The organism is Arthrobacter sp. 10T44 (assembly GCF_056393885.1).
Genome location: NZ_JBFTGT010000004.1, coordinates 412,556 through 433,653, shown reverse-complemented (window position 1 = coordinate 433,653; position 21,098 = coordinate 412,556). Strand labels below are relative to the sequence as shown.

At 68.4% G+C, this 21,098-nt stretch carries 23 protein-coding genes; 9 read left to right on the top strand and 14 right to left on the bottom strand.

The features are described 5' to 3' along the window. Window positions 1-299: 299 nt before the first annotated feature. A complete protein-coding gene (locus AC1DBL_RS09995) occupies window positions 300-1,130 on the top strand; it encodes a putative protein N(5)-glutamine methyltransferase (protein ID WP_476917266.1) in 831 nt (276 codons plus the stop codon). Window positions 1,131-1,140: 10 nt separating this feature from the next. On the opposite strand, the gene AC1DBL_RS09990 is transcribed toward AC1DBL_RS09995, so the two are convergent. From AC1DBL_RS09990 to AC1DBL_RS09970, 5 genes are all read right to left on the bottom strand, one after another. After that, the gene (locus AC1DBL_RS09990; protein WP_476917265.1) at window positions 1,141-1,662 is read right to left on the bottom strand and encodes a hypothetical protein; all 522 of its coding nucleotides are present in this window, start codon (window positions 1,660-1,662) and stop codon (window positions 1,141-1,143) included. 121 nt (window positions 1,663-1,783) lie between these two features. Further along, a complete protein-coding gene (locus AC1DBL_RS09985) occupies window positions 1,784-2,047 on the bottom strand; it encodes a GlsB/YeaQ/YmgE family stress response membrane protein (protein ID WP_175322464.1) in 264 nt (87 codons plus the stop codon). A gap of 205 nt (window positions 2,048-2,252) precedes the next feature. Beyond that, window positions 2,253-3,224 (bottom strand): aldo/keto reductase, encoded by a 972-nt coding sequence (locus AC1DBL_RS09980; RefSeq protein WP_476917264.1) that lies wholly within the window; start codon window positions 3,222-3,224, stop codon window positions 2,253-2,255. 18 nt (window positions 3,225-3,242) lie between these two features. Continuing rightward, window positions 3,243-3,452, bottom strand: a complete 210-nt coding sequence (locus AC1DBL_RS09975) for a dodecin (protein WP_175322466.1) — start codon at window positions 3,450-3,452, stop codon at window positions 3,243-3,245. 89 nt (window positions 3,453-3,541) lie between these two features. Further along, window positions 3,542-4,363 carry an SGNH/GDSL hydrolase family protein gene (locus AC1DBL_RS09970; RefSeq protein ID WP_441418180.1) on the bottom strand — a complete coding sequence of 274 codons (822 nt, stop codon included), beginning with the start codon at window positions 4,361-4,363 and terminating at the stop codon, window positions 3,542-3,544. 201 nt (window positions 4,364-4,564) lie between these two features. On the opposite strand from AC1DBL_RS09970, the gene AC1DBL_RS09965 reads away from it, so the two are divergent. The 5 genes from AC1DBL_RS09965 (at window position 4,565) to AC1DBL_RS09945 (ending at window position 8,329) form a co-directional block, all read left to right on the top strand. Continuing rightward, entirely contained in the window at window positions 4,565-4,822 is a 258-nt protein-coding gene (locus AC1DBL_RS09965; protein WP_138767747.1) for a metal-sensitive transcriptional regulator, read from the top strand. A gap of 120 nt (window positions 4,823-4,942) precedes the next feature. Continuing rightward, complete coding sequence (locus AC1DBL_RS09960) at window positions 4,943-6,274, top strand: acyltransferase family protein (protein WP_441418094.1); 1,332 nt, start codon at window positions 4,943-4,945, stop codon at window positions 6,272-6,274. After that, a complete protein-coding gene (locus AC1DBL_RS09955; protein ID WP_441418093.1) occupies window positions 6,271-6,615 on the top strand; it encodes a GNAT family N-acetyltransferase in 345 nt (114 codons plus the stop codon). The genes AC1DBL_RS09960 and AC1DBL_RS09955 overlap by 4 nt, the downstream gene beginning before the upstream one ends. A gap of 83 nt (window positions 6,616-6,698) precedes the next feature. Next, window positions 6,699-7,508, top strand: a complete 810-nt coding sequence (locus AC1DBL_RS09950; protein WP_476892983.1) for a hypothetical protein — start codon at window positions 6,699-6,701, stop codon at window positions 7,506-7,508. A 32-nt stretch (window positions 7,509-7,540) separates the two neighbouring features. Then, window positions 7,541-8,329, top strand: coding sequence for an SDR family NAD(P)-dependent oxidoreductase (locus AC1DBL_RS09945; protein ID WP_476926022.1), 789 nt, complete (start codon window positions 7,541-7,543; stop codon window positions 8,327-8,329). A gap of 11 nt (window positions 8,330-8,340) precedes the next feature. Here the strand turns inward: AC1DBL_RS09945 and AC1DBL_RS09940 are convergent, their stop codons facing one another. Next, a complete protein-coding gene (locus tag AC1DBL_RS09940) occupies window positions 8,341-9,408 on the bottom strand; it encodes an FUSC family protein (RefSeq protein ID WP_476926021.1) in 1,068 nt (355 codons plus the stop codon). A gap of 144 nt (window positions 9,409-9,552) precedes the next feature. Continuing rightward, the gene (locus AC1DBL_RS09935; protein ID WP_476926020.1) at window positions 9,553-11,142 is read right to left on the bottom strand and encodes an MFS transporter; all 1,590 of its coding nucleotides are present in this window, start codon (window positions 11,140-11,142) and stop codon (window positions 9,553-9,555) included. 363 nt (window positions 11,143-11,505) lie between these two features. Between AC1DBL_RS09935 and AC1DBL_RS09930 the strand changes: the two genes are divergently transcribed. Continuing rightward, the gene (locus tag AC1DBL_RS09930; RefSeq protein ID WP_441418088.1) at window positions 11,506-11,751 is read left to right on the top strand and encodes a hypothetical protein; all 246 of its coding nucleotides are present in this window, start codon (window positions 11,506-11,508) and stop codon (window positions 11,749-11,751) included. A 72-nt stretch (window positions 11,752-11,823) separates the two neighbouring features. Further along, window positions 11,824-12,081, top strand: coding sequence for a hypothetical protein (locus AC1DBL_RS09925; protein WP_441418087.1), 258 nt, complete (start codon window positions 11,824-11,826; stop codon window positions 12,079-12,081). Between the two features lie 29 nt (window positions 12,082-12,110). On the opposite strand, the gene AC1DBL_RS09920 is transcribed toward AC1DBL_RS09925, so the two are convergent. Further along, a complete protein-coding gene (locus AC1DBL_RS09920; RefSeq protein ID WP_476926019.1) occupies window positions 12,111-14,636 on the bottom strand; it encodes an ATP-dependent DNA ligase in 2,526 nt (841 codons plus the stop codon). A 40-nt stretch (window positions 14,637-14,676) separates the two neighbouring features. Here AC1DBL_RS09920 and ku point away from each other — a divergent pair, with 40 nt between their 5' ends. Then, window positions 14,677-15,747 carry a non-homologous end joining protein Ku gene (gene ku / locus AC1DBL_RS09915; protein WP_476926018.1) on the top strand — a complete coding sequence of 357 codons (1,071 nt, stop codon included), beginning with the start codon at window positions 14,677-14,679 and terminating at the stop codon, window positions 15,745-15,747. A 43-nt stretch (window positions 15,748-15,790) separates the two neighbouring features. Here ku and AC1DBL_RS09910 read toward each other — a convergent pair whose 3' ends face one another. The 6 genes from AC1DBL_RS09910 to AC1DBL_RS09885 form a co-directional block, all read right to left on the bottom strand. Next, entirely contained in the window at window positions 15,791-16,078 is a 288-nt protein-coding gene (locus tag AC1DBL_RS09910) for a DUF7218 family protein (protein ID WP_441418084.1), read from the bottom strand. A 2-nt stretch (window positions 16,079-16,080) separates the two neighbouring features. Then, window positions 16,081-16,611, bottom strand: coding sequence for an SRPBCC family protein (locus tag AC1DBL_RS09905; protein WP_476926017.1), 531 nt, complete (start codon window positions 16,609-16,611; stop codon window positions 16,081-16,083). Window positions 16,612-16,815: 204 nt separating this feature from the next. Beyond that, window positions 16,816-17,094, bottom strand: a complete 279-nt coding sequence (locus tag AC1DBL_RS09900) for an HPr family phosphocarrier protein (RefSeq protein WP_138767728.1) — start codon at window positions 17,092-17,094, stop codon at window positions 16,816-16,818. A gap of 59 nt (window positions 17,095-17,153) precedes the next feature. Next, a complete protein-coding gene (locus AC1DBL_RS09895; protein ID WP_441418082.1) occupies window positions 17,154-19,220 on the bottom strand; it encodes a PTS fructose transporter subunit IIABC in 2,067 nt (688 codons plus the stop codon). A gap of 2 nt (window positions 19,221-19,222) precedes the next feature. Next, the gene (locus AC1DBL_RS09890) at window positions 19,223-20,209 is read right to left on the bottom strand and encodes a 1-phosphofructokinase family hexose kinase (RefSeq protein ID WP_441418081.1); all 987 of its coding nucleotides are present in this window, start codon (window positions 20,207-20,209) and stop codon (window positions 19,223-19,225) included. Next, on the bottom strand, window positions 20,206-21,018 hold the full coding sequence (locus tag AC1DBL_RS09885) for a DeoR/GlpR family DNA-binding transcription regulator (protein WP_441418080.1): 813 nt from the start codon (window positions 21,016-21,018) through the stop codon (window positions 20,206-20,208). Before AC1DBL_RS09885 ends, AC1DBL_RS09890 begins: the two co-directional genes overlap by 4 nt. Between the last annotated feature and the right edge of the window lie 80 nt (window positions 21,019-21,098).

The following is a 21,098-nucleotide window of genomic DNA, read 5'->3' as shown; positions in this document are numbered from 1 at the left end:
CGGCCTGGGCAGGCTGGAGCTGCGGGTGAACACGATGGAGACCTTCCGGGTGAGCGACGTTGCCTCGACGAAGGGACGGATGCGGAGACCGGCTACTGAGAGCCAAGTCACAATTGTAAGCGCTTGCACATGGATTTTCCAGCAAATATTCAGCCAGGGGTCCCCTGGCCGGTGCGATTCGGTTCGCGGGATATTCCGCGGGCAAGGCGTAGGGCCGCGGTGCCGCTTTGGATAGCATGGGCCTTTCAGGGCGGCTGCGGACACGGCTGCCGGAGGGCGCGGCGGAAGGGCGTGATGCCATGCGGACCATGCCCCCGCGGGCGGCGGAGGTGATCAGCCGGCTCCGTAGCGCCGGCTGCGTCTTCGCCGAAGAAGAGGCCGCCCTGCTGGTGGCCGCGGCGGCCACGGACGAAGAATTGGAGACGCTGGTCCGGCAGCGGGTCGCGGGGGTGCCGCTGGAGCAAGTGCTGGGCTGGGCGGAGTTTTGCGGCCTCCGCATCGCCCTGGACCCGCAAGTCTTTGTGCCCCGCCGCCGCACCGAGTATCTCGTCCGGCGGGGAACAAAGGTCCTGCAGGCGCGCCGGGCGGCCGGGGCAGTGGGGATTCCAGTCGTCGTCGACCTCTGTTGCGGCTCCGGTGCCGTAGCTGCCGCGCTGGCGGCTGCGGCGGGGCCGCTGGAGCTGCATGCTGCCGACATCGATCCTGCGGCGGCGGCCTGCGCGCGGCGTAACGTGCTCCCGCTGGGCGGAGAGGTCCACGAGGGCGATCTGTACGGGGCGTTGCCGGACCGGCTGCGCGGCCGGGTGGATCTTCTGGCGGTGAACGCGCCTTACGTTCCCTCCGGAATGATCGGGACCATGCCGCCCGAAGCGCGCCTGCACGAGCCGCGGACTTCGCTCGACGGCGGCCCGGACGGATTGGAACTGCAGCGGCTTGTGGCCGCCGCGGCGCCGGAGTGGCTGGCGCCGGGCGGCCACCTACTGATTGAGACGAGCCGGCAGCAGGCGCCTCAGACGGTCCGAATCTTCGCCGGGAGCGGGCTCTCCGGCCGGGTCTTCAGCTCCCGGAAGCGGGACGCCACCGTCGTACTGGGCGCGGTTGCTGCCAGACGCTCAAAGCAGGGCCGTTAGCGGGGACCCGTTAGTGCTTGTCCGGGTCGACATTGGTTGCCGGTCCGGCCGGCGTAGCGCCGCCTTCATCCGACCAGTCCTGCCCGGTCTCATCGTTCAAAGCCGGATCCGAAGCGACGTCGGAGGCCGTGTCCACGGCGGCGTGGGCGCCGCCGGAGGTCCCCAGGTTGGCCGTGCCGGGGTGGGTGCTGTGTGCGGGGATCGCGCCACCGGCCTGCGTGCCCGCTGCGGCCGGGGTCGCCGCGGACGACGTCCCCGAGGGTGCGGGGCTCCCGGCTGGGGTCTCGTCCCGGTGGACGGCGGAGCTGATGACCGTGCCCGCGCGGCGGGCGGCCTCGGTGAGCTGGCTGGAAACCTCGGGGGCCTTTTCCTTGACCGCTTCCGTCGCGGCCGCCACCTTGTCCTGGACCGGCTTGCTCTGCCAGAGGCCCGCTGCCCGCGCTTTCAGCTTTTCGTAGGCTGCCCGCCCGGAACGGGATCCAAGGACGTAACCTGCCGCGAGGCCGGTGCCGAAAAGAAGTTTGGCTTTCATGCTGTACTCCTGCTCTGTGTTCTATGGAAGGGTGCTCTTGAAGTCGTGTTGAAATGTCGACGGGTACCAAAAAACCGGCCCCAGGAAATAATCCCGGGACCGGTTTTCCGGTCACACCGTTTTAGCGGTGCGAGCGCTTGGTGATCATGCCGTAGACCAGCAGTACGATGATCGCACCGCCGATCGCCAGCAGCCACGTGGTCAGCGAGAAGAATTCCTGCAGTCCCGTGCCGAAGATAGCGCTACCGATGAGGCCGCCCAGGAGGGCGCCCACAACACCGAGGATCAGCGTGATGACCCAGCCGCCGCCCTGACGTCCCGGCAGGATAGCCTTAGCAATTGCTCCGGCAATAAGACCCAGAATAAGAAATGCGAAAAAACCCATTTTATCGGCCCTTCTCTTTCATTGAGGAGACACCCGGGTTGCCGGGTGCGCTTCATCCTTCTGCCTAAATACTAATCATGCTTACTATCAAAACGCCACTCGACACCCGGAAAAGTTTGGGAAACCCTTGTATTCACAGGGAATTTCGGGAGTGTCGGGCGGTCAAAAACGCCCGTCCCAAGCGCGCCGCCGGCCGCCGCAGTCCTCACCACGCGTAGTCCTCCGGGGCGGTCCGGTGGCCGGGGAAGATCGCGTCGAGGCGCCCCAGGGCCTCGACGTCGAGCTGCACCAAAAGGGAGCGCAGGGCGGCGCCGAGCTGCTCCCGGGTGCGCGGGCCGACGACCGGCGCCGTGACAGCCGGCTGGTGCAGCAGCCAGGCCAGCGCCAGTTCCCCCGGCTCGTGCCCGAGTTCGTCCGCGAGGTCCTCGTACCGGCGGATCTGGTTCCGGTGCTTCTTCAGGGCCTCAAGCGAGCGGCCTTCACACCGGCGGACACCCTCGTGCTCCTGCTTGAGAACTCCGCCGAGCAGGCCTCCATGCAGTGGAGACCACGGCAGGATCCCCAGGCCATAGTGCTGGGCGGCCGGAATTACCTCGAGTTCGGCGTTGCGGGTCAGCAGGTTGTAGATGGACTGCTCGCTGACCAGGCCGTTCGAATGCCGGCGGGAGGCCGCTTCCTGCGCCCGGGCCAGGTGCCAGCCCGCGAAGTTGCTGCTGCCCGAGTAGAGGATCTTTCCCTGCTGCACGGCGACGTCAACTGCTTGCCAGATTTCGTCCCACGGCGTGTTCCGGTCCACGTGGTGAAACTGGTACAGGTCGATGTAATCCGTCCGGAGGCGCCGGAGGCTTGCGTCGAGGGCGTGGCGGATATGCAGCGCGGAGAGCCGGGACTCGTTAGGCCGGTCAGCCATTGTGCCGTAGACCTTAGTGGCGAGCACCGTCCGTTCCCGGCGCTCGCCGCCTTTGGCGAACCAGCGGCCTAAAATCTCCTCGGTCCAGCCGCGGTGCGTGGAGCCGCCGTAGACGTTGGCCGTGTCAAAGAAATTGATCCCGGCGTCCATCGCGGAATCCATGATCGCGTGGGCGTCCGATTCCTCGGTCTGCGGCCCGAAGTTCATGGTGCCCAGGCAGAGGCGGGAGACTTTCAGGCCGGAACGGCCCAGCTGGGTGTACTCCATGCGCCGCCCTCCCGGACGTCAGCGCTCCAGGCGGAACCCGAGCTTGATGGTCACCTGCCAGTCGGCAACCTGGCCGTTTTCGAGGTGTCCGCGGATTTCCTTGACTTCGAACCAGTCCAGATTCCGCAGGGTTTTTGCAGCCTCGGAGATGCCGTTGCGCACGGCGGCGTCCACGCCTTCATTCGAGGTCCCGACAATTTCAGAAATGCTGTAGGTGTGATTAGACAACTTCGCTCCTCGGGATCGTCATCGGTCTGCTGTCCCCGGCCGTTGGCCGGAGGCCGTCCCTGCAGATTAGCCGACACAGCCCGGCCGTACTAGGGGTGCGCCGCGTTGGTCGGCGATCCGAAGACCGGACCCGGTTCGGGCCGCTTGGGGGCGGGAGGGGCGCTTCCGTCGCGCGGCCGGACGCGCCGCATCATCCAGGGCAGCAGGTAATGCGTGGCCCAGGCCAGGTCGCCGGCCCGGGTCTCCCGCCAGTTGCCGGCGGGCAGCGGCTTGGGCTGCAGCGGCTGCAGGCTGTGCGTGACCTGCAGGGTGTCCAGCACCATGCCGGCGATCGTGTGGTGTCCGAGCGGGGAAAAATGCAGCCGGTCCGGATCCCACATCCTGGGGTCGCTCAGTTGCCGCAAGGCCCACAAGTCCGCGATGACGCCGTGATGGCGGGCGGCGATGGTCCGGATGTTCTCGTTGAAGACGGCCACCTTGCCGCGGATGTGGCCGAAGACCGGGGTGTCGCCCCAGTCCGGCCCGGTGAAGAGCACGACGGTTGCCCCCGCGGCGGAGAGGGCCGCGACCGCTGCATCGAGGCTTACCGCGAGCCGGTCGGGATCGCGCCGGTGGAAGACCAGGTCATTGCCACCCGCGGACAGCGTGACGAGGTCCGGTTTCAGGGCGATCGCCGGGCCGAGCTGCTGGTCCACGATCTGCTGCAGCACAAGGCCGCTGACGGCCAGGTTGGCGTAGGAAAAATCCCCGCGTGCGGCACTGAATTCCTCCGCGATCCGGTCCGCCCAGCCCCTCATTCCGCCGGGGCTGAGGGGCTCGGGATCGCCCAGGCCGGCTGTGAACGAATCTCCCAGGGCGACGTAGCGTTTCCAGGGGCCCGGACCGGCGCCGGTGGCGCCTTTGCGGGCCATTACCGGATCACCGAAGCTGGCCGCGTTCACACCCCCAGAAATACGCCCGTGAGCCCCCGTCCGGTAGGTACTTACGTCCCTACCGGAGAGGATTTCGCCGCGGTTTAGGCTCGGCCAGGGGACGCTTATACCACTAGGGGTATGTGAAATACCAAGGGGGGTATATCATGGAATGTAATCCGTCTACTCCGGGAGGCACCCATGGAACTCGATCCCACCGACATGAAGTCCGTTATTAACCGCCTGCGCCGCGCCCAGGGCCAGCTCGCGGCGGTCACTCGCATGATCGAAGAGGGGCGGGACTGCAAGAGCGTCGTCACGCAGCTTGCCGCCGTCTCCAGTGCCCTGGACAAGGCCGGATTCTCCATCATTGCCACCGGTCTGCAGCAGTGCATGCAGCAGGAGGACCCGAGCCTGGACCGTGCCGAACTGGAGAAGCTTTTCCTCTCGCTCGCCTGAGCGCATCCATCACCGGAGGCCAGGACCAGCTGATGGTCCTGGCCTCTTGCGTTCCCTCCGGCTGGGCCGACAATGGAGGAAAAGCGGCCGGTTGCCCGTGCCGCGACGGTAAGGAGCGCCATGCAGCAGCCCGCAGGCGGCCCGGCACCAGCCGTGCCGGAGCGAGACCTGGTCATCGACCTGGCCCGGTTCTTCTGCCTCGCGCTGGTGGTTATTGCCCACACGATGATGGTCAGCCCGGTCCTGCATCCGGACGGCACCGTGAGCTCCGACAACACCCTGGGGAACCAGCACTGGTTCGAACCCGTGGTCTGGGTGCTCCAGGTGATGCCCCTGTTCTTCGTCGCCGGCGGCGTCACCGGACTGTATTCCTGGCGTCGCCTGCGGTCCCAGGGCGGCAGCGCCTTCGAATTCGTCCAGGGCAGGCTCCTGCGGCTGATCCGCCCGGCCGCCGTGCTGCTGTCGGTCATGTTCACCGGCCTGTGGGCCGCACGGCTCAGCGGCGTGGACCCGCAGGTGATCCAACTGCTGGCCGCCGGCGCGGGCATGCCGCTGTGGTTCCTGGCCGCCTACCTCGCGGCGCAGCTGAATCTGCCCTGGCTGGCCGCACTCCATGCCCGCGCACCGTGGCTGACCCTCGCCGCCCTCCTCTGCCTGGTGGTGGCCGTGGACTGCCTCCGCGGCGCGCTGCCTCAACTGGCCTACGCCAACATGGTCTTCCTCTGGTGCGCTGTGCAGCAGCTTGGCTTCATCCTGGCCGACGGGAAACTGCAGGGCCTGACGCCTTCGGGGCTGCTCGGCATCGTGGCGGCGAGCAACCTGACGCTCGGCGCCCTGGTGGTGCTCCGGCTGTACTCCGGGAACATGCTGGTCAACCTCAACCCGCCCAACCTGACCCTGTTCCTGCTTGCCGTCTCCCAGGCCGCCGGGCTGCAGCTTCTCCGGCCTCTCCTCGCCCGGCTGGCCGGCCTCGGGCCGGTCCGCGGGGTCCTGGCCCGGGTGGGACGGCGGTCCATGACCGTCTACCTGTGGCACCTGCCGCTGCTGGCAGCGATGTCCGGGCTGCTGCTGCTCACCGATTTTCCGCAGCCGACCGGGGGGACCGCGGCGTGGTGGTGGACCCGGCCGCTGGTGCTGTTAGGCGTCGTCGCCCTGCTGCTGCCCGTGCTGGCGCTGTTTGGGCGGCTGGAGGAGCAGCCGACGGCGCCGGGCAGCTCCCGCGCGCGGCCTGCGGCTGCCGTGGTGACGGCCGCCGTCGTCGTCTTCATCCCGGTGGCCGACGCGGCACTGAACGGGCTCACGGTAGGGCTGCTCGGCGGCGGTGCGGCCTGCTTCGCGCTCGCCGTGCTGCTGCTGGGCCGCGTTCCGACCCGTAACGCCGAAGCCAGTGATTCCGGTGGATCCGGACGGCCATTGCCACACCCGCCATTACGTGCCAATCTCGAACCATGACGGAGAACTCGGCAGAAACTGAAGACACGTTCAGCCCGGACGTCTCCACCACCCGCAATGATGACCTGCACCGCTATGAGCTGCATGTTGGCGGCAAGCTCGCGGTCCAGGTGCGCTACATCGACAGGCCGGGCCATGTGGACTTCATCCACACCGAGACAGCCGAGCAATTCAAGGGCCAGGGGCTCGCCGGGGTGCTCGCGCACTTCGCCCTGGACGACGTGGTGGCTTCCGGGAAGCGGATCATCCCGCACTGCCCCTACATCTACCGCTACCTGCGCAAGCATGACGCCTACAACCAGTGCATTGACTGGCCGGATCAGGCGCCAGCCGGGGCGTAACCGCTTGTGAGCGGGGCGACAATTTCGTATGGTTTAGCTTGAGTTATGCAGTTGGCTCAAGGACGTGTCATTTGGAGAACCCCGTGAACCACAAACTGCGTGTGCTTGTCCGTGTTGATGTCGATCCCGGACACGTGACTCTGGAAGTCACCGGTTGCCTGACCCAGGCAAACTACCCCGCCCTGCTGCACATCATGCGGCGAGCCAGCCGACTGGCCTCCGGCTCGGACGTCAGCATCGATCTGCACGGCGCCTCCCACCTCGACCCGGAGATCCTGCTCTACCTCCGGCAACTCGCTGCAAACCAGGCCCCCGCGGCGCCCCAGGAGCCCGTGGCTGCCGCCGTCGGCCTTGCGGCAGGCGGTAGCGAGGGCTTCCGGCTTCTCCTGCAGGAACCGGCCGAGCTGCCCATTTGCCTGGTTCACGTCGGTTCCGACGGCGAGGTCCTGGCCGGGCTGGACGGCGAGATCACCGGGGCCGTCACCGGCCAGCTCCTTGGCGAGGTCGCCGACCTCGACGTCGAGGGACCCACGCCGGACGATGCGGGCACCGCCGCTGCGCCCGGCCCTGACCTCATCGACGGCCTTGAGCTCTCCGATTACTTCGAGGGGACACTGGATCCGGCCGCCACGGTGCAGGCGCTCTCCGACGCGGCCCTGGGTCAGCTGGCCGACGCCCTGTACCGCCACCTGGACACCCCCAGCCCCTCCTTCGGCGCCCACACCTGGTACGAGCTCGCCGCCGAAGAGCTGCAACAGCGCTACCGCGCCATGGACGAGGCTGAGCTGGACGGGGTTGCGCTGGACGTTGCTGGGCCGGTAGGCGCCGCCTTGGATAGCGCTCCGGACGGCCCGGCCGAAGGCGAACTCGCCCCGGGGCCGGCCCTGGCCTGAGGCCCAGAACGCGGCGGCGCTAGGCTGTGGCTATGAACACAACCGCTCACGGCCCATCGGCCCCGGCCCTCACCGCCCTGATCACCGGTGCAACAGCCGGCCTCGGGGCCGAGTTCGCCCGCCAGCTGGCCCAGCAGGGACACAACGTGGTCCTGGTGGCACGCGATGAGGCGCGGCTCCTGGCCCGAGCGGCGGAGCTGGAAAACAATTACGGCGTCCGGGCGGAGGTGCTGGCGGCTGACCTGGCGGACGACGGCGGAGTGGCCGCCGTCGTCGAACGCCTGAGCGATCCGGCGCGCCCGGTCGAGATCCTGGTCAACAACGCGGGGATCGGCCTGCTTCACTCCTTCGCAGACAATGACATTGCGGACGAAAAACGGCACCTCAAGCTGCACGTCGAAACGGCGATGGAACTGACGCACGCCGCGCTGCAGGGCATGCTGCAACGGCGTTCGGGCCGGGTAATTAACGTGGCGAGCGTGGCGGCCTTCCTGCCGCGGGAAACCTATTCCGCCGCGAAGGCATGGCTGCTCAGCTTCAGCCGCTGGGCCAACCTCGCCTATGCCGGGCGCGGGGTAAAGGTGACAGCCGTCTGCCCAGGCTTCACGCACACTGAATTCCACGACCGGATGGGCATGGACAAAGCGGTGACCCCGGGCTGGATGTGGCTGCAGGCCGAACAGGTTGTCCGCGAAGGCCTCGCCGACAACGAAAAGGGCAAGGCCGTCTCGATCCCGAGCAAACGCTACAAGCTCCTCACGGCAGCGGCGCGCGTGCTGCCCGCGCGGCTCATCGCGGGGCCGCCGCGGCGCGCGAAGTAGAGGCAGCCGGGCTACGCGTCCGGCGTCGCGGCCAGCGGCCGCCGGCGCCGGATCAGAACCACGACGGCGATGCCGGTGCACGCGCCGATCAGGGTCTCCACCGCCCGTTCGGCCACGAGGAACCGGGGATCGGCGGGGAACGCCAGTTGTGTCATCAGCAGGATGACGGGCGTGAATGACACCATCGCGAGCCCGTAGTGCCGTGCCATGAAGAGCTCGGTGGTGAATTGCAGGACGATCACCAGCACCGCCAGGACGGCGGTCTCGTGGCCGGGGAAGAGCCGCAGCGGCGAGCCCGCCCACGGAAACAGCACCACGGCCACCACGACCAGGCCCAGCAGGGTGCCGACGATCCGGTGCAGCCCGCGGTAGACGCTGCTGGGCAGGTCCGCGCCCGCCAGGGGTACCGCCGCGGCGGCCATCGCCCAGTGCGGGTGCGCGCTGCCGCTGAGCACCCCGACGCTGCCGGCGGCTGCTACCGCGGCCAGGTACCGGGCCGCGTGGATCCAGGCGGCCCGACGGCGGATCCCGCGCAGCGGCGGCACAACGCGGGCGGCGCCGCGCTCCCAGGCCCGGCCGCGGACCCAGCCGCCGAATCCGACCGCCATGGAGAAGGCGGCGGACGCCGCACCGATCAGCAGGGCGAGTTGCCACGGCACCGCGGTGGGAATGGAGGCGCAGGCACCCAACGCCAGGATGCCAAAGAACGGGCCGTTGGGCGTGAGCCCGACCTTGTCCGCGAAGAGTGATCCGGCGGCCGCGAGGGTCGCTTCCACGGCCACGAGAGTCCACGAATGGAGGTGGTTCACCGAGAGCGCCACGCCGACTCCCAGGCCGCCGACCAGGACGAAGGCCGCCTGAAGCTGGTGCTTGAGCCTGAGCTGGTGGGGTTCGGAGCGGCCGTACATCCCGGTGAGGGCGCCGAACACGGCGTAGATGATGAGGTCCGGGCGCCCGGCGGCGAGCAGCACCAGCGAAGGGACCGCCACACCGACGGCGACGCGCAGCGCGGAGACGCTGTCTCGGTTCGCCGGGCCAAGCCGGTGCAAAACACGGACATGCCGCAACAGGGACTGCACGCGGACCTCCTGGGGTTGCGGGTGAGTGGGGGCTGGGGACGCGCCAGAGGCCTGCCCCGCGCGCTTCCCCCAATGGAAAAGCGTGCGGGACAGGCCTCTACGGGCGGGGCGCTGGGCTACGCGGTCCGGACCGGCGGGCCTGGACTAGGCGCGGGCGGGAATCTTCCCGGCGTCCCCGTCGGCTGCTTCGGCCGAGGTGAGCGGCATATCCATGTGCTCAAGGTCGATCAGCGGGTTCTCATCCTGCGTCGCGACCAGTTCCCGGGCCTCGGCCTGGGTGTCCACGCTCGGCATGGAGCCCGGCAGCGGCATCTGGGCGGATTCCTTGAGGAAGTAGATCGCCACGGCGCCGATCGCCGAAGTGGCCATCAGGTAGTAAGCCGGCATCATGTCGTTGCCGGTGGCGTTGATCAGGGCGGCGACGATGAACGGGGTGGTTCCGCCGAAGATGGCCACCGAGAAGTTGTACGCGATGCCCATGGCGCCATAGCGGCTGGCCGTCGGGAACTGGGCCGGCAGGGCCGACGCCAGGTTGGCCACGTAGAACGTCACCGGGAAGGCGATCAGGGCGAGGCCGGCCAGCGTGGACCAGATCTCACCGACGCCGATCAGCAGGCATGCCGGGGTGGCCAGGACGACGGTGCTGATGGCACCGATCCACAGCACGGGGCGGCGGCCGATCCGGTCGGAGAGCTTGCCGGTCAGCGGGATGCACAGGCTCATGATGACCAGCACAGGGATGGTCAGCAGGGTCCCGTGCACCTCGTCGTAGCCCTTGGACTCGGTCAGATAGGTCGGCATGTACGACGTCAGGGCGTAGCCGGCGGTGTTGGCTGCGGCTACCAGGATCATTGCGACGATGATGGAGCGCCAGTAGGCCTTCACAATGCCCACCGGTCCCTTGGACGCAGACGTGTCAGCGGCGGTGGCGTCCTTGGCGAGGTTCTCCTGGGCATCCAGGGTGGCCTGGAACTGGGGGGATTCCTCGATCTTGCTCCGGAAGTAAACAGCGATCAGGCCCAACGGACCGGCCAGCAGGAACGGAATACGCCAGCCCCACTGCTCCATGGTGTCCTGGCCGAGGGTCAGCTGCAGCACGGAAACGAGCGCGGCGCCGGCGGCGAAGCCGAGGTAGCTGCCCATGTCCAAGAAGCTGGCGAAGAAGCCGCGCCGTTTGTCCGGGGCGTATTCGCTCACGAAGGTCGTGGCACCGGCGTACTCGCCGCCGGTGGAGAAGCCCTGGATGACCTTGAACAGGACCAGCAGGACTGCGGCCCAGATGCCAATCTGGGCGTAGCCGGGCAGGAGGCCGACGGCGAAGGTGCTGGCCGCCATGATCATGAGGGTCGCGGCGAGGACCTTCTGCCGGCCGATCTTGTCGCCAAGCCAGCCGAACACGACGCCGCCGAGGGGGCGGGCGATGAAGGTGGCGGCGAAGGTGCCGAGCAGGAAGAGGGTCTGGACGGACTTGTCCGCCTCCGGCAGGAACACCGGTCCCATGGTGGTGATCAGGTAGCCGAACACGCCGACGTCGTACCATTCCATGGTGTTACCCACGATGGTGCCGCCTAGCGCCTTCTTAAGCATCGGCTGGTCGACGACGTTGACGTCGGACTCGCGGAGTCGACGGCGACGAAGCCGTGGTTTCTTGGCGCCCCGGGGTGCGCCTTGGTTGGTTCCGCCGGCGTGAATAACGCCTGCTGAAGAGTCGGTCGTGCTTCGGTCTGTGGGCATTTGGAAAGCTCCTAGGGAGATCATTTGCTTGCGACTTGTAGCTGCCCCGCTCCGGGCAGGCTTTCAATTTTACGGGATTTCCATGGCATTTCCGATTCCGGTGGCGTATGATCAGCCGATTCCGGTGCCAATGCGGTGCCATCTGCCCCGATCCGGGGTGCGGTTTCGCCGCGCCGTTCCTAGGAAGAAGCCACATTCCGGAATTTTTGGGGAAGTTTTTTCCAAGCCGGCCCGTTTGGGCCCCTTTCCGCCCCCGTTCCGGCCGGCAGCGGGCCGTCCCCGGCTCTGTTCAAGACGCGCGGAAACTGCCTATGGTGGAGCCACCGCCAGTGCCAACACACGCCGAGCCGAGGAGCGCCTTCCATGACTGACAAATCCGGCAAGCACGAAGAGCCCGGGGCCCCGGGCGCGGAAGAACGCGGCCGCGAGGAACCCCAGGCCGCGCCAAAACCCGAGCAGGGCGTTAAGTCCCGCCTCACGGATGCCCAGAAGGAAATGCTTGCCAGCAAATCCCGCGGCGGCGCCGGCCTGCAGAGCGTCGGCCGCAGCCACAAGCCCACCCACGCCAGCGGCAAGCAGGGCCCCGCGCAGAAGAAAGTCCGCTGGTAGGACCTAGAGACATCTCACCGGCGCCGACCTACGATTGGGGGACGCTTCATTTCATCGCAGAAAGGAAGAGCCATGGCGGATCATCACTCGAACGAAGAGATCGAGCCTGAGGTTGCGAGTCACCTTGCGGAGTCCATGGACGAGGTTCCCGGGCCGGAGAGCAAGCGACCGGAACCGCCCTCGCCCGCCGACGGCCATGAGTGGCCGGACGGCAGCGGGAAGCACCGCCACCCCAAGGACCGGGACGTGGTCCGCGGGCAACAGGGACAGCAAGTGGCAGACGCGGCCATCCACCGGCAAAGCCGGCCGCAGATCCCCCATCACGACTAAGAACCATGAGGGCCCGCCACGGCGGGCCCTCACTTATGTTCGACGACGACATCGGCCGGTGTCTTGTCCAGGCGCCAGCCGCGCCAGACCGGGTGGCGGAGCTTGCCCCCTCCGGTCCAGTCGCCGAAGGTGACCTCGCCGACCAGCCTGGCGGACACCCACCGGGCGTCGGAGGCATCTTCCGCCGGGACCTCGGCGAAGGGCGAGGTCTTGCGTGGGATGGCATCGAGCTGCTGACGCAGTTCCCGGAGTTCGCGGCTGCTGAACCCGCTGCCCACCCGGCCCACGTAGCGCAGTTTCGCCCCGTCCGGGATGCCCAGCAGCAGTGAACCGACCGAGTCGCGGCGCCCGCCGTTTCCGGGCCGCCAGCCGCCCACCACCACTTCCTGGGTCTTCTCGAACTTGAGCTTGAGCCAGGACCGGCTCCGCTGCCCGACGTAGCGTCCGCCGGTGCGCTTGGCCATCACGCCCTCCAGCCCCAGCTCCTCCGCGCTTTCCAGGATGTGCCCCACTTCGGCGTCGATCACCTCGGAGAGTTCCACCGGGCAGGCGCCGTCCCGGGCGCCGTCCCGGAAGAAGGTTTCGAGGCGGTTCCGCCGCTCCCGGAGGGGGCGCCGCCGGAGGTCCTCGCCGCCCTCGGTGAGCAGGTCGAAGAGCATCAGGCGCACCGGGGTGGAGGCCTGCGCCTTCGCCACGTCGGCGGCCTTGCTCAGTTTCATCCGCCCCTGCAGAAGCCCGAAATCGGGCTTGCCGGCCGGTCCGACGGCGATGATCTCGCCGTCGGCGGCGAACTCCTGCGGCGGCCAGCAGGAGCGGTCCGTCAGCTCCGGGTAGCTGGATGACATGTCGTTGCCGTTGCGGCTGATCAGCCGGATCCGTTGAGCGTCGCCCAGGACCAGGGCCCGGATGCCGTCCCATTTCAGCTCGAACTGCCAGTCCTTGTCGGCCAGGTCGGCAGGGGTTCCCGCGCTGGCCAGCATCGGCGAGAGCTCCGCCGGGTCCGGGGCGGGGGTCAAGTCAGCCGGGCGGTCTTCAGTCGCCGGCAGGGGCCGCTCCGCGGCGGGTTGGTTGCCGTGACCGGCATCGGGCGTGTCCATCAGGTGGATGAGCCATTGATCGTTGGCCTGGCCGGTGTGGATCAGCGCGAACCTCCGGGTGCCGCCCAGCCCCCCGCCCTCCTGGCCGGTGAGGGTGGCGATGACTTCCTTGCCCGCGATCCATTTTTCGCACTCGTAGTGCCCGCGGTCCCAGATGCTGACCGTGCCCGCCCCGTACTGGCCCTTGGGGATGGTCCCCTCAAAGTCCGCGTAGTCCATCGGGTGGTCCTCGGTCTGGACGGCGAGGTGGTTTTTGGCCTTGGTGGTTGGCACACCCTTGGGCAGCGCCCAGGACACCAGCACGCCGTCGCGCTCGAGGCGGAAGTCGAAATGCAGCCGGCTGGCGTGGTGTTCCTGGATCACGAAACTCTCCCGGAGCGTGCCGCCGTCGGTCCTGCTGCGGTGCTGTTGGGCCGTGAACGGCTCCGGCGTGGCGGCCGCGTCCCGCTTGGTGCGGTAGGTCTCCAGCCGGGGGTCGGTGTCGCCGCCGTCGCCGGCGGTTGGGCCGTCGGATCCGGGCGTGCCCCCGGCGCCGGCCGCCGGCGCGCCGTGTGGAGCACCGGCGTGCCCGGCCCCGGAGATGACCGCGAACGGGTCCTTGCCCGCCTTCACCCGCTTCATCACCTCCAGGTAGTCGAGCTGGTGCAGCGAAGGCGCGCCGAGCTCCCGCCAGGTTCGCGGCGCCGCAACAGTGGGACGGAGCCTGCCCCGGAGCGAGTAGGGCACGATGGTGGTCTTCGCGGCGCTGTTCTGGCTCCAGTCCACCAGCACCTTGCCGGTGCGCAGGGTCTTCTTCATGTCGCTGACCGCCAAATCCGGGTGGTCGGCCTCCAGTGCCCGGGCCAGTTCGTGGGCAAACTCCGAGACCTGGTCCGAGCTCTGCGAGCCGTCCAGCGCGGCGTAGAGGTGGATGCCTTTGCTGCCGCTGGTCACGGGCACGGGCTCCAGGCCCACGTCCTGCAGGATGCTGCGCGCCAGTTTGGCGACTTCCACGCATTCGGCGAGTCCTGCACCGTCCCCGGGATCCAAGTCCAGCACCAGCCGATCCGGGGGCAGGGCGTTGCCGTGCGAATCCACCCGCCACTGCGGCACGTGGATCTCCAGCGCCGCAATCTGGGCCAGCCAGGTGAGCGTGGCCGGATCGTTGACCAGTGGGTACTGGATGGTCCGCTCCTTGTGCGTGATGGACGCGCGCGGCACCCAGCCCGGCGTGGAGTGGTCCAGGTTCTTCTGGAAGAACATCTCGCCGGGCGCCTCCGCGGTCCCGACGCCGTGGACCCAGCGCTTCCGGGTGGCCGGTCGGTTCGCCGCTGCCGGGATCAGCACGGACGCCACCGCGGCGTAGTAGGCGAGCACATCGGCCTTGGTGGTCCCGGTCTCCGGGTACATCACCTTGTCCAGGTTGGTCAGCACCAGTTCCCGGCCGTCGACCCGGACGCGTTCCTTGCTGTCAGCCAAAACACTTCACCTCCGTGCGGCTCTGGTGTTCACTTGAGCCATGAGAGCCATCTGGAAAGGCGCAATAGCGTTCGGGCTGGTCAACGTGCCGGTCAAGGTCTACAGCGCGACCGAGGACCACGACATCAGCCTGCATCAGGTCCACAACGCCGACGGCGGCCGGATCCGTTACCAGCGCCGGTGTGAGATCTGCAGCAAGATCATCGACTACGAGGACATCGACAAGGCCTACGAGGACGAGGGCCGGACGGTGATCCTCAGCCGTGAGGAGCTCAAGTCGATCCCCGCGGAGAATAGCCACGAGATCGAGGTGGTGCAGTTCGTGCCCGCCGAGCAGCTGGACCCGATGATGTTCGAGAAGAGCTACTACCTGGAACCGGACGCGAAGTCGCCCAAGGCCTACGTGCTGCTGCGCCGGGCCCTGGAGGACACCGACCGGGTGGCGATCGTCCAGTTCGCACTGCGGGAAAAGACCCGGCTGGGGGCGCTGCGGATCCGCGGCGACGTACTCGTGCTGCAGGGGCTGCTGTGGGCGGACGAGGTGCGCGAGGCGAGCTTCCCCGCGCTCGAGACGAGCGTCCGGATCTCGGCTCAGGAACGGGAAATGTCCGCGGCCCTGGTGGACTCGATGGCGGCCGACTTCGAACCGGAGCAGTTCACGGACGACTATCAGCTCCAACTGCGGCAGCTGATCGACGCGAAGATCGAACAGGGCGAGTCGCTGGACACGGAGGAGACCTTCGGTGCTCCGGCGGCGGAAGCCGGAACCGGTGAGGTGATCGACCTGATGGACGCGCTGAAGCGCAGCATCGAGCGAAAGCGCGGAGCGGCCGCGGGCGGTGGCGACGACGACGGCGCAACCGCCGGAGCGGCGGCCGGCAGCAAGACGAAAGCTGCGCCGGCCAGGAAGCCCGGGTCCAAGACGGCTCCGAAGGTCGCGGCCAAGTCCACTGCAAAGGCCGCCTCCGGCGGTGCCGGCGGGACGGGGACCGCCTCCAGAACCGCCTCCAGGGCGGCCGCCGCCAAGACCACAGCGTCCAAGACCACAGCGTCTAAAACCACAGCGTCTAAAACCACCGCCGCGAAGGGGGCTGCGCGCAAGGGCGCCTGAGCCCGCGTCCGGGTTCGCCCCCCGCGCTTGTGGCGTCATCGGCTCAGGAATTCCGCAGAGCGGAGATCAGTTCGCTCTTCTTCTTCGCTGAATAGCCCTTCAGGCCGATCTCCTTGGCCTTTTCCCTCAACTGCGGGACGGTCCAGTCCTCATAGTCGCCGGACTTGCCGCCCTTGCGGCCCACCGATGACCTGCCCCGCTTGGCCGCCGCGTTGGAGACGCGGGCTGCCTTCTGCTTCGAGGCGCCGTCCTCCAACAGCGCTTCATAAAGTTCCGGGTCCTTGATGCTGGGGCTCTCGGAACCCTGCGGCGCACCATTTTCCGCAGGCATGGCTACCGCGGACCGCCGTCGGCAGTATCAGCCGGATCGGCCGGGACAACAGCATCGGCGGGGACGACGTCGTCGACCTCGCCGCGGTCCACGGAGGAGCGCCATTCGCCGGTCTCGATGCCGCGGGACTCGATGAACTCCTTGAAACGGCCGAGGTCGGCGCTGACCTGGCGGCTGTCCGCACCCAGCGCGGAGCCGGTCTTCTCCACCACGCCCTCGGGCTCCCACTCAAGTTCGACGCTGACGCGGGTGCGCTCGGCGCCGAGGGATTCAAAGGTGACGGTGCCCGCATTGCGCGGTTTGTCCTGGCTGACCCAGGCGATCCTGCGGTCCGGGGTCTGCGCGGTGATCTGGGCGAGGTAGTCGCGCCGCACCCCGGCGATGTCGGTCCGGAACTGGAGCGAGGTCTCGTCGATCTGCTCCACCGCCTCGACGCCCTTCATGAATTCCGGGAAGGTCTCGAACTGGGTCCACTGGTTGTATGCGGTCGACACGGGGACGTCGACGTCAATGCTCTCTTGCACGCTTGCCATGGTTCGTCTCCTTGAGGCCGGGAGCTGGTCCTGGCGGCTGCCCGGGGCGGCAACCACGATTCCCAAGCTATCGACGCCCGCCGGGGAAAACAAGCATCTACTAAGGCCCCTTATGAAGCGTTTCCGGCGCGGGTGCGCCCGGAAACGACGGCGGCCCGGCACCACCCCGTGGGTGCTGCCGGGCCGCCGTCCGCGCTGCTGGCGCTATTCGGCGTCGTGGTCCGTCTCGAGGATCTGGACGAGGCGGTCCAGGGCGGCGTCGGCGCCGTCGCCCTCGGCACGCAACACCACAACCTCGCCGTGCGATGCGCCCAGGCTCATCAGGGACAGGATGCTGGCGGCGTCCATGGCCTCGTCCTCCGGTTCGCCGAGCCGGGCGATGGTGATTTCGAGATCGAACTCGCCTGCAGCCTCGGCAAAGATGGCGGCCGGGCGGGCATGCAGCCCTACGCGGCTGGCAATGGTGGCGTTACGTTCGGTCATTTCTGCTCCTTGGATTCAGCTTTGGATTATCAGCTTGGGAAGGTCTGTGGTGGACCGGCTCAGACGGTTACGGGAACCGGTTCAACCGTATCAACGGTCTTCTTGACTGCCCAGCGCTTGAGTGCGATCACGGACAGCGCGGTGACCACCGTGCCGACTGCGATCGAGACGACAAACATCAGGAAGTTGTCGATCGCGAAGAAAACGAAGATGCCGCCGTGCGGTGCCTTCGAGCCGACGCCGGCCGCCATCGAAATGGCGCCGGTCACCGCGCCGCCCACCATGCTGGCGGGGATGACGCGCAGCGGGTCTGCTGCGGCGAAGGGGATGGCCCCTTCCGAGATGAACGACGCCCCGAGCAGCCAGGCCGCCTTTCCGTTTTCCTGTTCGGCGAGGCTGAAGAGCTTCTTGTTCAGGACGGTGGAAGCGAGGGCCATGGCCAGCGGCGGCACCATGCCGGAGGCCATTACGGCCGCCATGATCTGCCACGGCGCCTGGTTATCCAGCGATGCGGCGCCCAGCCCGGCGACGGCGAAGGAGTAGGCAACCTTGTTGACGGGGCCGCCGAGGTCGAAGCACATCATGAGTCCGAGGATCACGCCGAGGGCGATCGCGCCGGCGCCGGTCAGGCCCGAGAGCCAGGTGTTCAGGCCCTTGGTGATGGCGACGATCGGGCCGCCGAGGATCAGGAACATCAGTCCGGAGGCGACGATCGAGGCCAGCAGCGGGATGATAACCACCGGCATCAGGCCGCGCAGCCAGCGGGGCACCTGCAAGCGGCCGATCACGAGGGCGATGTAGCCGGCGAGCAGGCCGCCGACGATACCGCCGAGGAAGCCGGCCCCCATGAACCCGGCCACGGCACCGGAGACGAAGCCCGGTGCGATGCCCGGGCGGTCGGCGATGGCGTAGGCGATGTAGCCGGCCAGGGCCGGGACCAGGAAGCCCAGCGACAGCGCGCCGATCTTGAACAGCACGGCCCCGATGTAGGCGCCAAGCGGGCCCCAGGCGTTGTCCGGGAACTCGGTTGGCAGGTTGAACAGGCTGTTCTGCACCACGATCGTGTCCGCGTACTTCGTGATCAGGTAGCCGCCCATCAGGAAGCCGAGGGCGATCAGCAGGCCGCCGCCGGCCACGAACGGGATCATGTAGCTGACGCCGGTGAGCAGGGCTTTCTTGAGCTTCTGGCCGATGTGCTCGCCCTTTTCCTCGGCCTCGTGCTGGGCCTGTTCCTCGGCGCCGAAGTGCGGCACGCGCCGGGCGTTGGGGTTGTCGGCCGCGGCGAGGGCTTCCTGGACCATCTTGTCCGGCTCGTCGATGCCACGCTTGACCGGGGCGTTGATGACCGGCTTGCCGGCGAAACGCTCCTTGCCGCGGACGTCGACGTCGACGGCGAAGATGACGGCGTCGGCCGCGGCGATCACGGCCGGGTCGAGGGCCTTCGCGCCCGAGGAACCCTGCGTCTCCACCTGCAGGTCGATGCCGACTTCCTTGGCCGCAGCCACGAGCGAGTCGGCGGCCATGTAGGTGTGGGCGATGCCGGTGGGGCACGCCGTGACGGCGACGAGGCGCTTGGTGCGGGGAGTCCCGGGGGCCGCCGGCGCTGCCGCGGTTGAGCCGGCCGCTGCCGGAGCGGCAGTGTCGGCCGGGACGTCGGCGGCGTGGCTGGCGGGCTTGTCCGCCAGCGCGCCCTCGACAAGCTCCACGACCTCGCCCTGCGTGGCGGCTGCCCGCAGCGCTGCGGTGAAGTCCTTCTTGATCAGGGACCGGGCCAGCTTGGACAGGAGCTTGAGGTGCTCCTGGTCCGCGCCTTCCGGGGCCGCGATGAAGAAGATCAGGTCGGCCGGACCGTCCTTGGCGCCGAAATCGACCGGCTGGGACAGCCGTGCCATGGCCAGCGTCGCTTCCGTGACCGCCGTCGAGCGGCAGTGCGGGATCGCGATGCCGCCCGGCACCCCCGTGGCGGTCTTGGATTCGCGGGCGAAGGCGTCCGTGAAAAGCCCTTCGACTTCGGTGGCGCGTCCGTTGGCGGCAACTCTGCCTGCCAGGTGCCGGATCACGTCCTCGGGCGTAGTGCCTAGATTCTGGTCGAGCTCGACCAGTTCGGTAGTAATGAGCTGGGTCACTGTCAATCCTTCTTCAGGGCCGTGATGGTTACGGCGGCGGGGGTTGTTTGATGCACTGCCGGGACGGTGGAGCCGGGCAGCGAGGCAGCGGCGGCACCATGGGCCACCGCCTGACGCAGGCAATCGGCCGGGGCGGCGCCCTGGCTGGAGGCGAGCAGGTAGCCGGCAAGCGAGGAATCGCCGGCGCCGACCGTGCTGACCGCCTTGACCGGCGGGTGCGTGGCCAGCCATGCGCCGTCGGCCGTCACAAGCACCGCACCCTTGGAACCGAGGGTGGCGAGTACGGCACCCACTCCGGAACGCACGACGGCGGCGGCGGCTGCCGCGGCAGCCTCCGGATCACCCTCGAGTTCCTCGGCGGACTTATCCGTGGCGAACCCGGCCGCGGCAGCCAGTTCCGCCAGTTCCTCGGCGTTGGGTTTGAGCAGATCCGGTTTCCCCAGGGCGTCCCCGGAGATCGCGGCGGCGAGCGGTTCGCCGGAGGAGTCGACGGCGATGAGGGGTGCCTCGGTGCCGTCGTGCAGGGACCGCAGCCGCCGGGTAACGGTGGCGTAGAAGTCGACCGGGACTCCCGGGGGGAGCGAGCCGGCCAAGACGACCCAGCTGGCGCCGCGGGAGGAATCCAGCAGCAGCCCGATCAGCGCCTCCTGCTGTTCCCCGTTCAGCGCCGGACCGGGCTCGTTGATCTTGGTGGTGACGCCGCCGGGCTCGGTGAGCGCCACGTTGCTGCGCAGCGGCTCGCCGATGGGCAGGGCGGCGAACGGTACCTCGCTGTCGCGCAGGCCGGCGAGCACCGGGTCCGCAGCCGCTCCCGGCAGCACGGCAAGGGTTTGCAGGCCGGAGGCGACGAGTGCCCGGGAGACATTGACTCCCTTGCCGCCGGACTCCTGCCGGACGGAAATGGCGCGCTGCACTTCGCCGCGGAGCAGCGGGCCGGGCAGCGCCACGGTGCGGTCCAGGCTGGGGTTGGCCGTGAGGGTGACGATCATGCGACCACCACCTCCACTCCGGCGTCCGCGAGGGCTTCGGCGAGGGCCGGGCTGGGTTTCGTGTCTGTGATCACGGTGTCCAGATCTTTCAAGGAGGCGAACTGGACCAGCGTCTCTGCATCCAGCTTGGAGGTATCAGCCAGCACCACAATGCGGCGCGCTGAATGGACGAAGGCGGCCTTGACGGCAGCTTCTTCAGGATCGGGAGTGCTCAGCCCGAAGGCCGCGGAAATACCGTTGGTGCCGATGAACGCGATGTCGGGCCTTATCCGCCCGGCAGCTTCGACAGTGGACTGGCCGACGGCGGCCTGGGTCAGGCCGCGGACCTTGCCGCCGAGCAGGTGCAGGGCGATGCCGGGTTCGCCGGACAGCCTCGCCGCGATGGGCAGTGCATGGGTGATGACCACCAGTTCGGCGTCGGCCGCGGTTCCGGGGGCCGCGGCTCCGGCGGCGGCCGTGCGGGCAGCGAGCAGCTCCGCGAGGGCCTCGGTGGTGGAGCCGGCGTCGATCAGGATGCTGCCGGACCGGCCCCGCGGGATGAGGGCCAGGGCCGCCTCCGCGATCCGGGTCTTCTCGGGCTGCCGCTGCACGGTGCGCTCGAGGATGCTCTCTTCCGTGGTGCTGATGCGCTCGGGGGAGACAGCGCCGCCGTGGACCCGGCGGACCGTGCCGGCGATCTCAAGGGCGGCCAGGTCGCGGCGGACGGTTTCCGTGGTGATGCTGAAGCGCTCGGCGAGGTCGGTGACACTGGCCCGGCCGCTGGCGGCGACGAGCTCCACGATCAGTTGTTGGCGTTCCTCGGCGAACACGAGCCCTCCATTGCGACATTTACTCGAGTGCTGCTATTTCCTGTGCTGCGGCTTCCGGCTGCTTCGGTGACCCCCATCAC

Excerpts from the sequence above, each read along its gene's own strand:
- AC1DBL_RS09965 (WP_138767747.1), top strand. The coding sequence starts at position 4,565 with ATGGAACTCGATCCCACCGACATGAAGTCCGTTATTAACCGCCTGCGC.
- AC1DBL_RS09935 (WP_476926020.1), bottom strand. The coding sequence starts at position 11,142 with ATGCCCACAGACCGAAGCACGACCGACTCTTCAGCAGGCGTTATTCAC.
- AC1DBL_RS09980 (WP_476917264.1), bottom strand. The coding sequence starts at position 3,224 with ATGGAGTACACCCAGCTGGGCCGTTCCGGCCTGAAAGTCTCCCGCCTC.
- AC1DBL_RS09910 (WP_441418084.1), bottom strand. The coding sequence starts at position 16,078 with ATGCCTGCGGAAAATGGTGCGCCGCAGGGTTCCGAGAGCCCCAGCATC.
- AC1DBL_RS09945 (WP_476926022.1), top strand. The coding sequence starts at position 7,541 with ATGAACACAACCGCTCACGGCCCATCGGCCCCGGCCCTCACCGCCCTG.
- ku (WP_476926018.1), top strand. The coding sequence starts at position 14,677 with ATGAGAGCCATCTGGAAAGGCGCAATAGCGTTCGGGCTGGTCAACGTG.
- AC1DBL_RS09995 (WP_476917266.1), top strand. The coding sequence starts at position 300 with ATGCGGACCATGCCCCCGCGGGCGGCGGAGGTGATCAGCCGGCTCCGT.
- AC1DBL_RS09960 (WP_441418094.1), top strand. The coding sequence starts at position 4,943 with ATGCAGCAGCCCGCAGGCGGCCCGGCACCAGCCGTGCCGGAGCGAGAC.
- AC1DBL_RS09890 (WP_441418081.1), bottom strand. The coding sequence starts at position 20,209 with ATGATCGTCACCCTCACGGCCAACCCCAGCCTGGACCGCACCGTGGCG.
- AC1DBL_RS09930 (WP_441418088.1), top strand. The coding sequence starts at position 11,506 with ATGACTGACAAATCCGGCAAGCACGAAGAGCCCGGGGCCCCGGGCGCG.
- AC1DBL_RS09955 (WP_441418093.1), top strand. The coding sequence starts at position 6,271 with ATGACGGAGAACTCGGCAGAAACTGAAGACACGTTCAGCCCGGACGTC.
- AC1DBL_RS09990 (WP_476917265.1), bottom strand. The coding sequence starts at position 1,662 with ATGAAAGCCAAACTTCTTTTCGGCACCGGCCTCGCGGCAGGTTACGTC.
- AC1DBL_RS09970 (WP_441418180.1), bottom strand. The coding sequence starts at position 4,363 with ATGGCCCGCAAAGGCGCCACCGGCGCCGGTCCGGGCCCCTGGAAACGC.
- AC1DBL_RS09900 (WP_138767728.1), bottom strand. The coding sequence starts at position 17,094 with ATGACCGAACGTAACGCCACCATTGCCAGCCGCGTAGGGCTGCATGCC.
- AC1DBL_RS09925 (WP_441418087.1), top strand. The coding sequence starts at position 11,824 with ATGGCGGATCATCACTCGAACGAAGAGATCGAGCCTGAGGTTGCGAGT.
- AC1DBL_RS09985 (WP_175322464.1), bottom strand. The coding sequence starts at position 2,047 with ATGGGTTTTTTCGCATTTCTTATTCTGGGTCTTATTGCCGGAGCAATT.
- AC1DBL_RS09905 (WP_476926017.1), bottom strand. The coding sequence starts at position 16,611 with ATGGCAAGCGTGCAAGAGAGCATTGACGTCGACGTCCCCGTGTCGACC.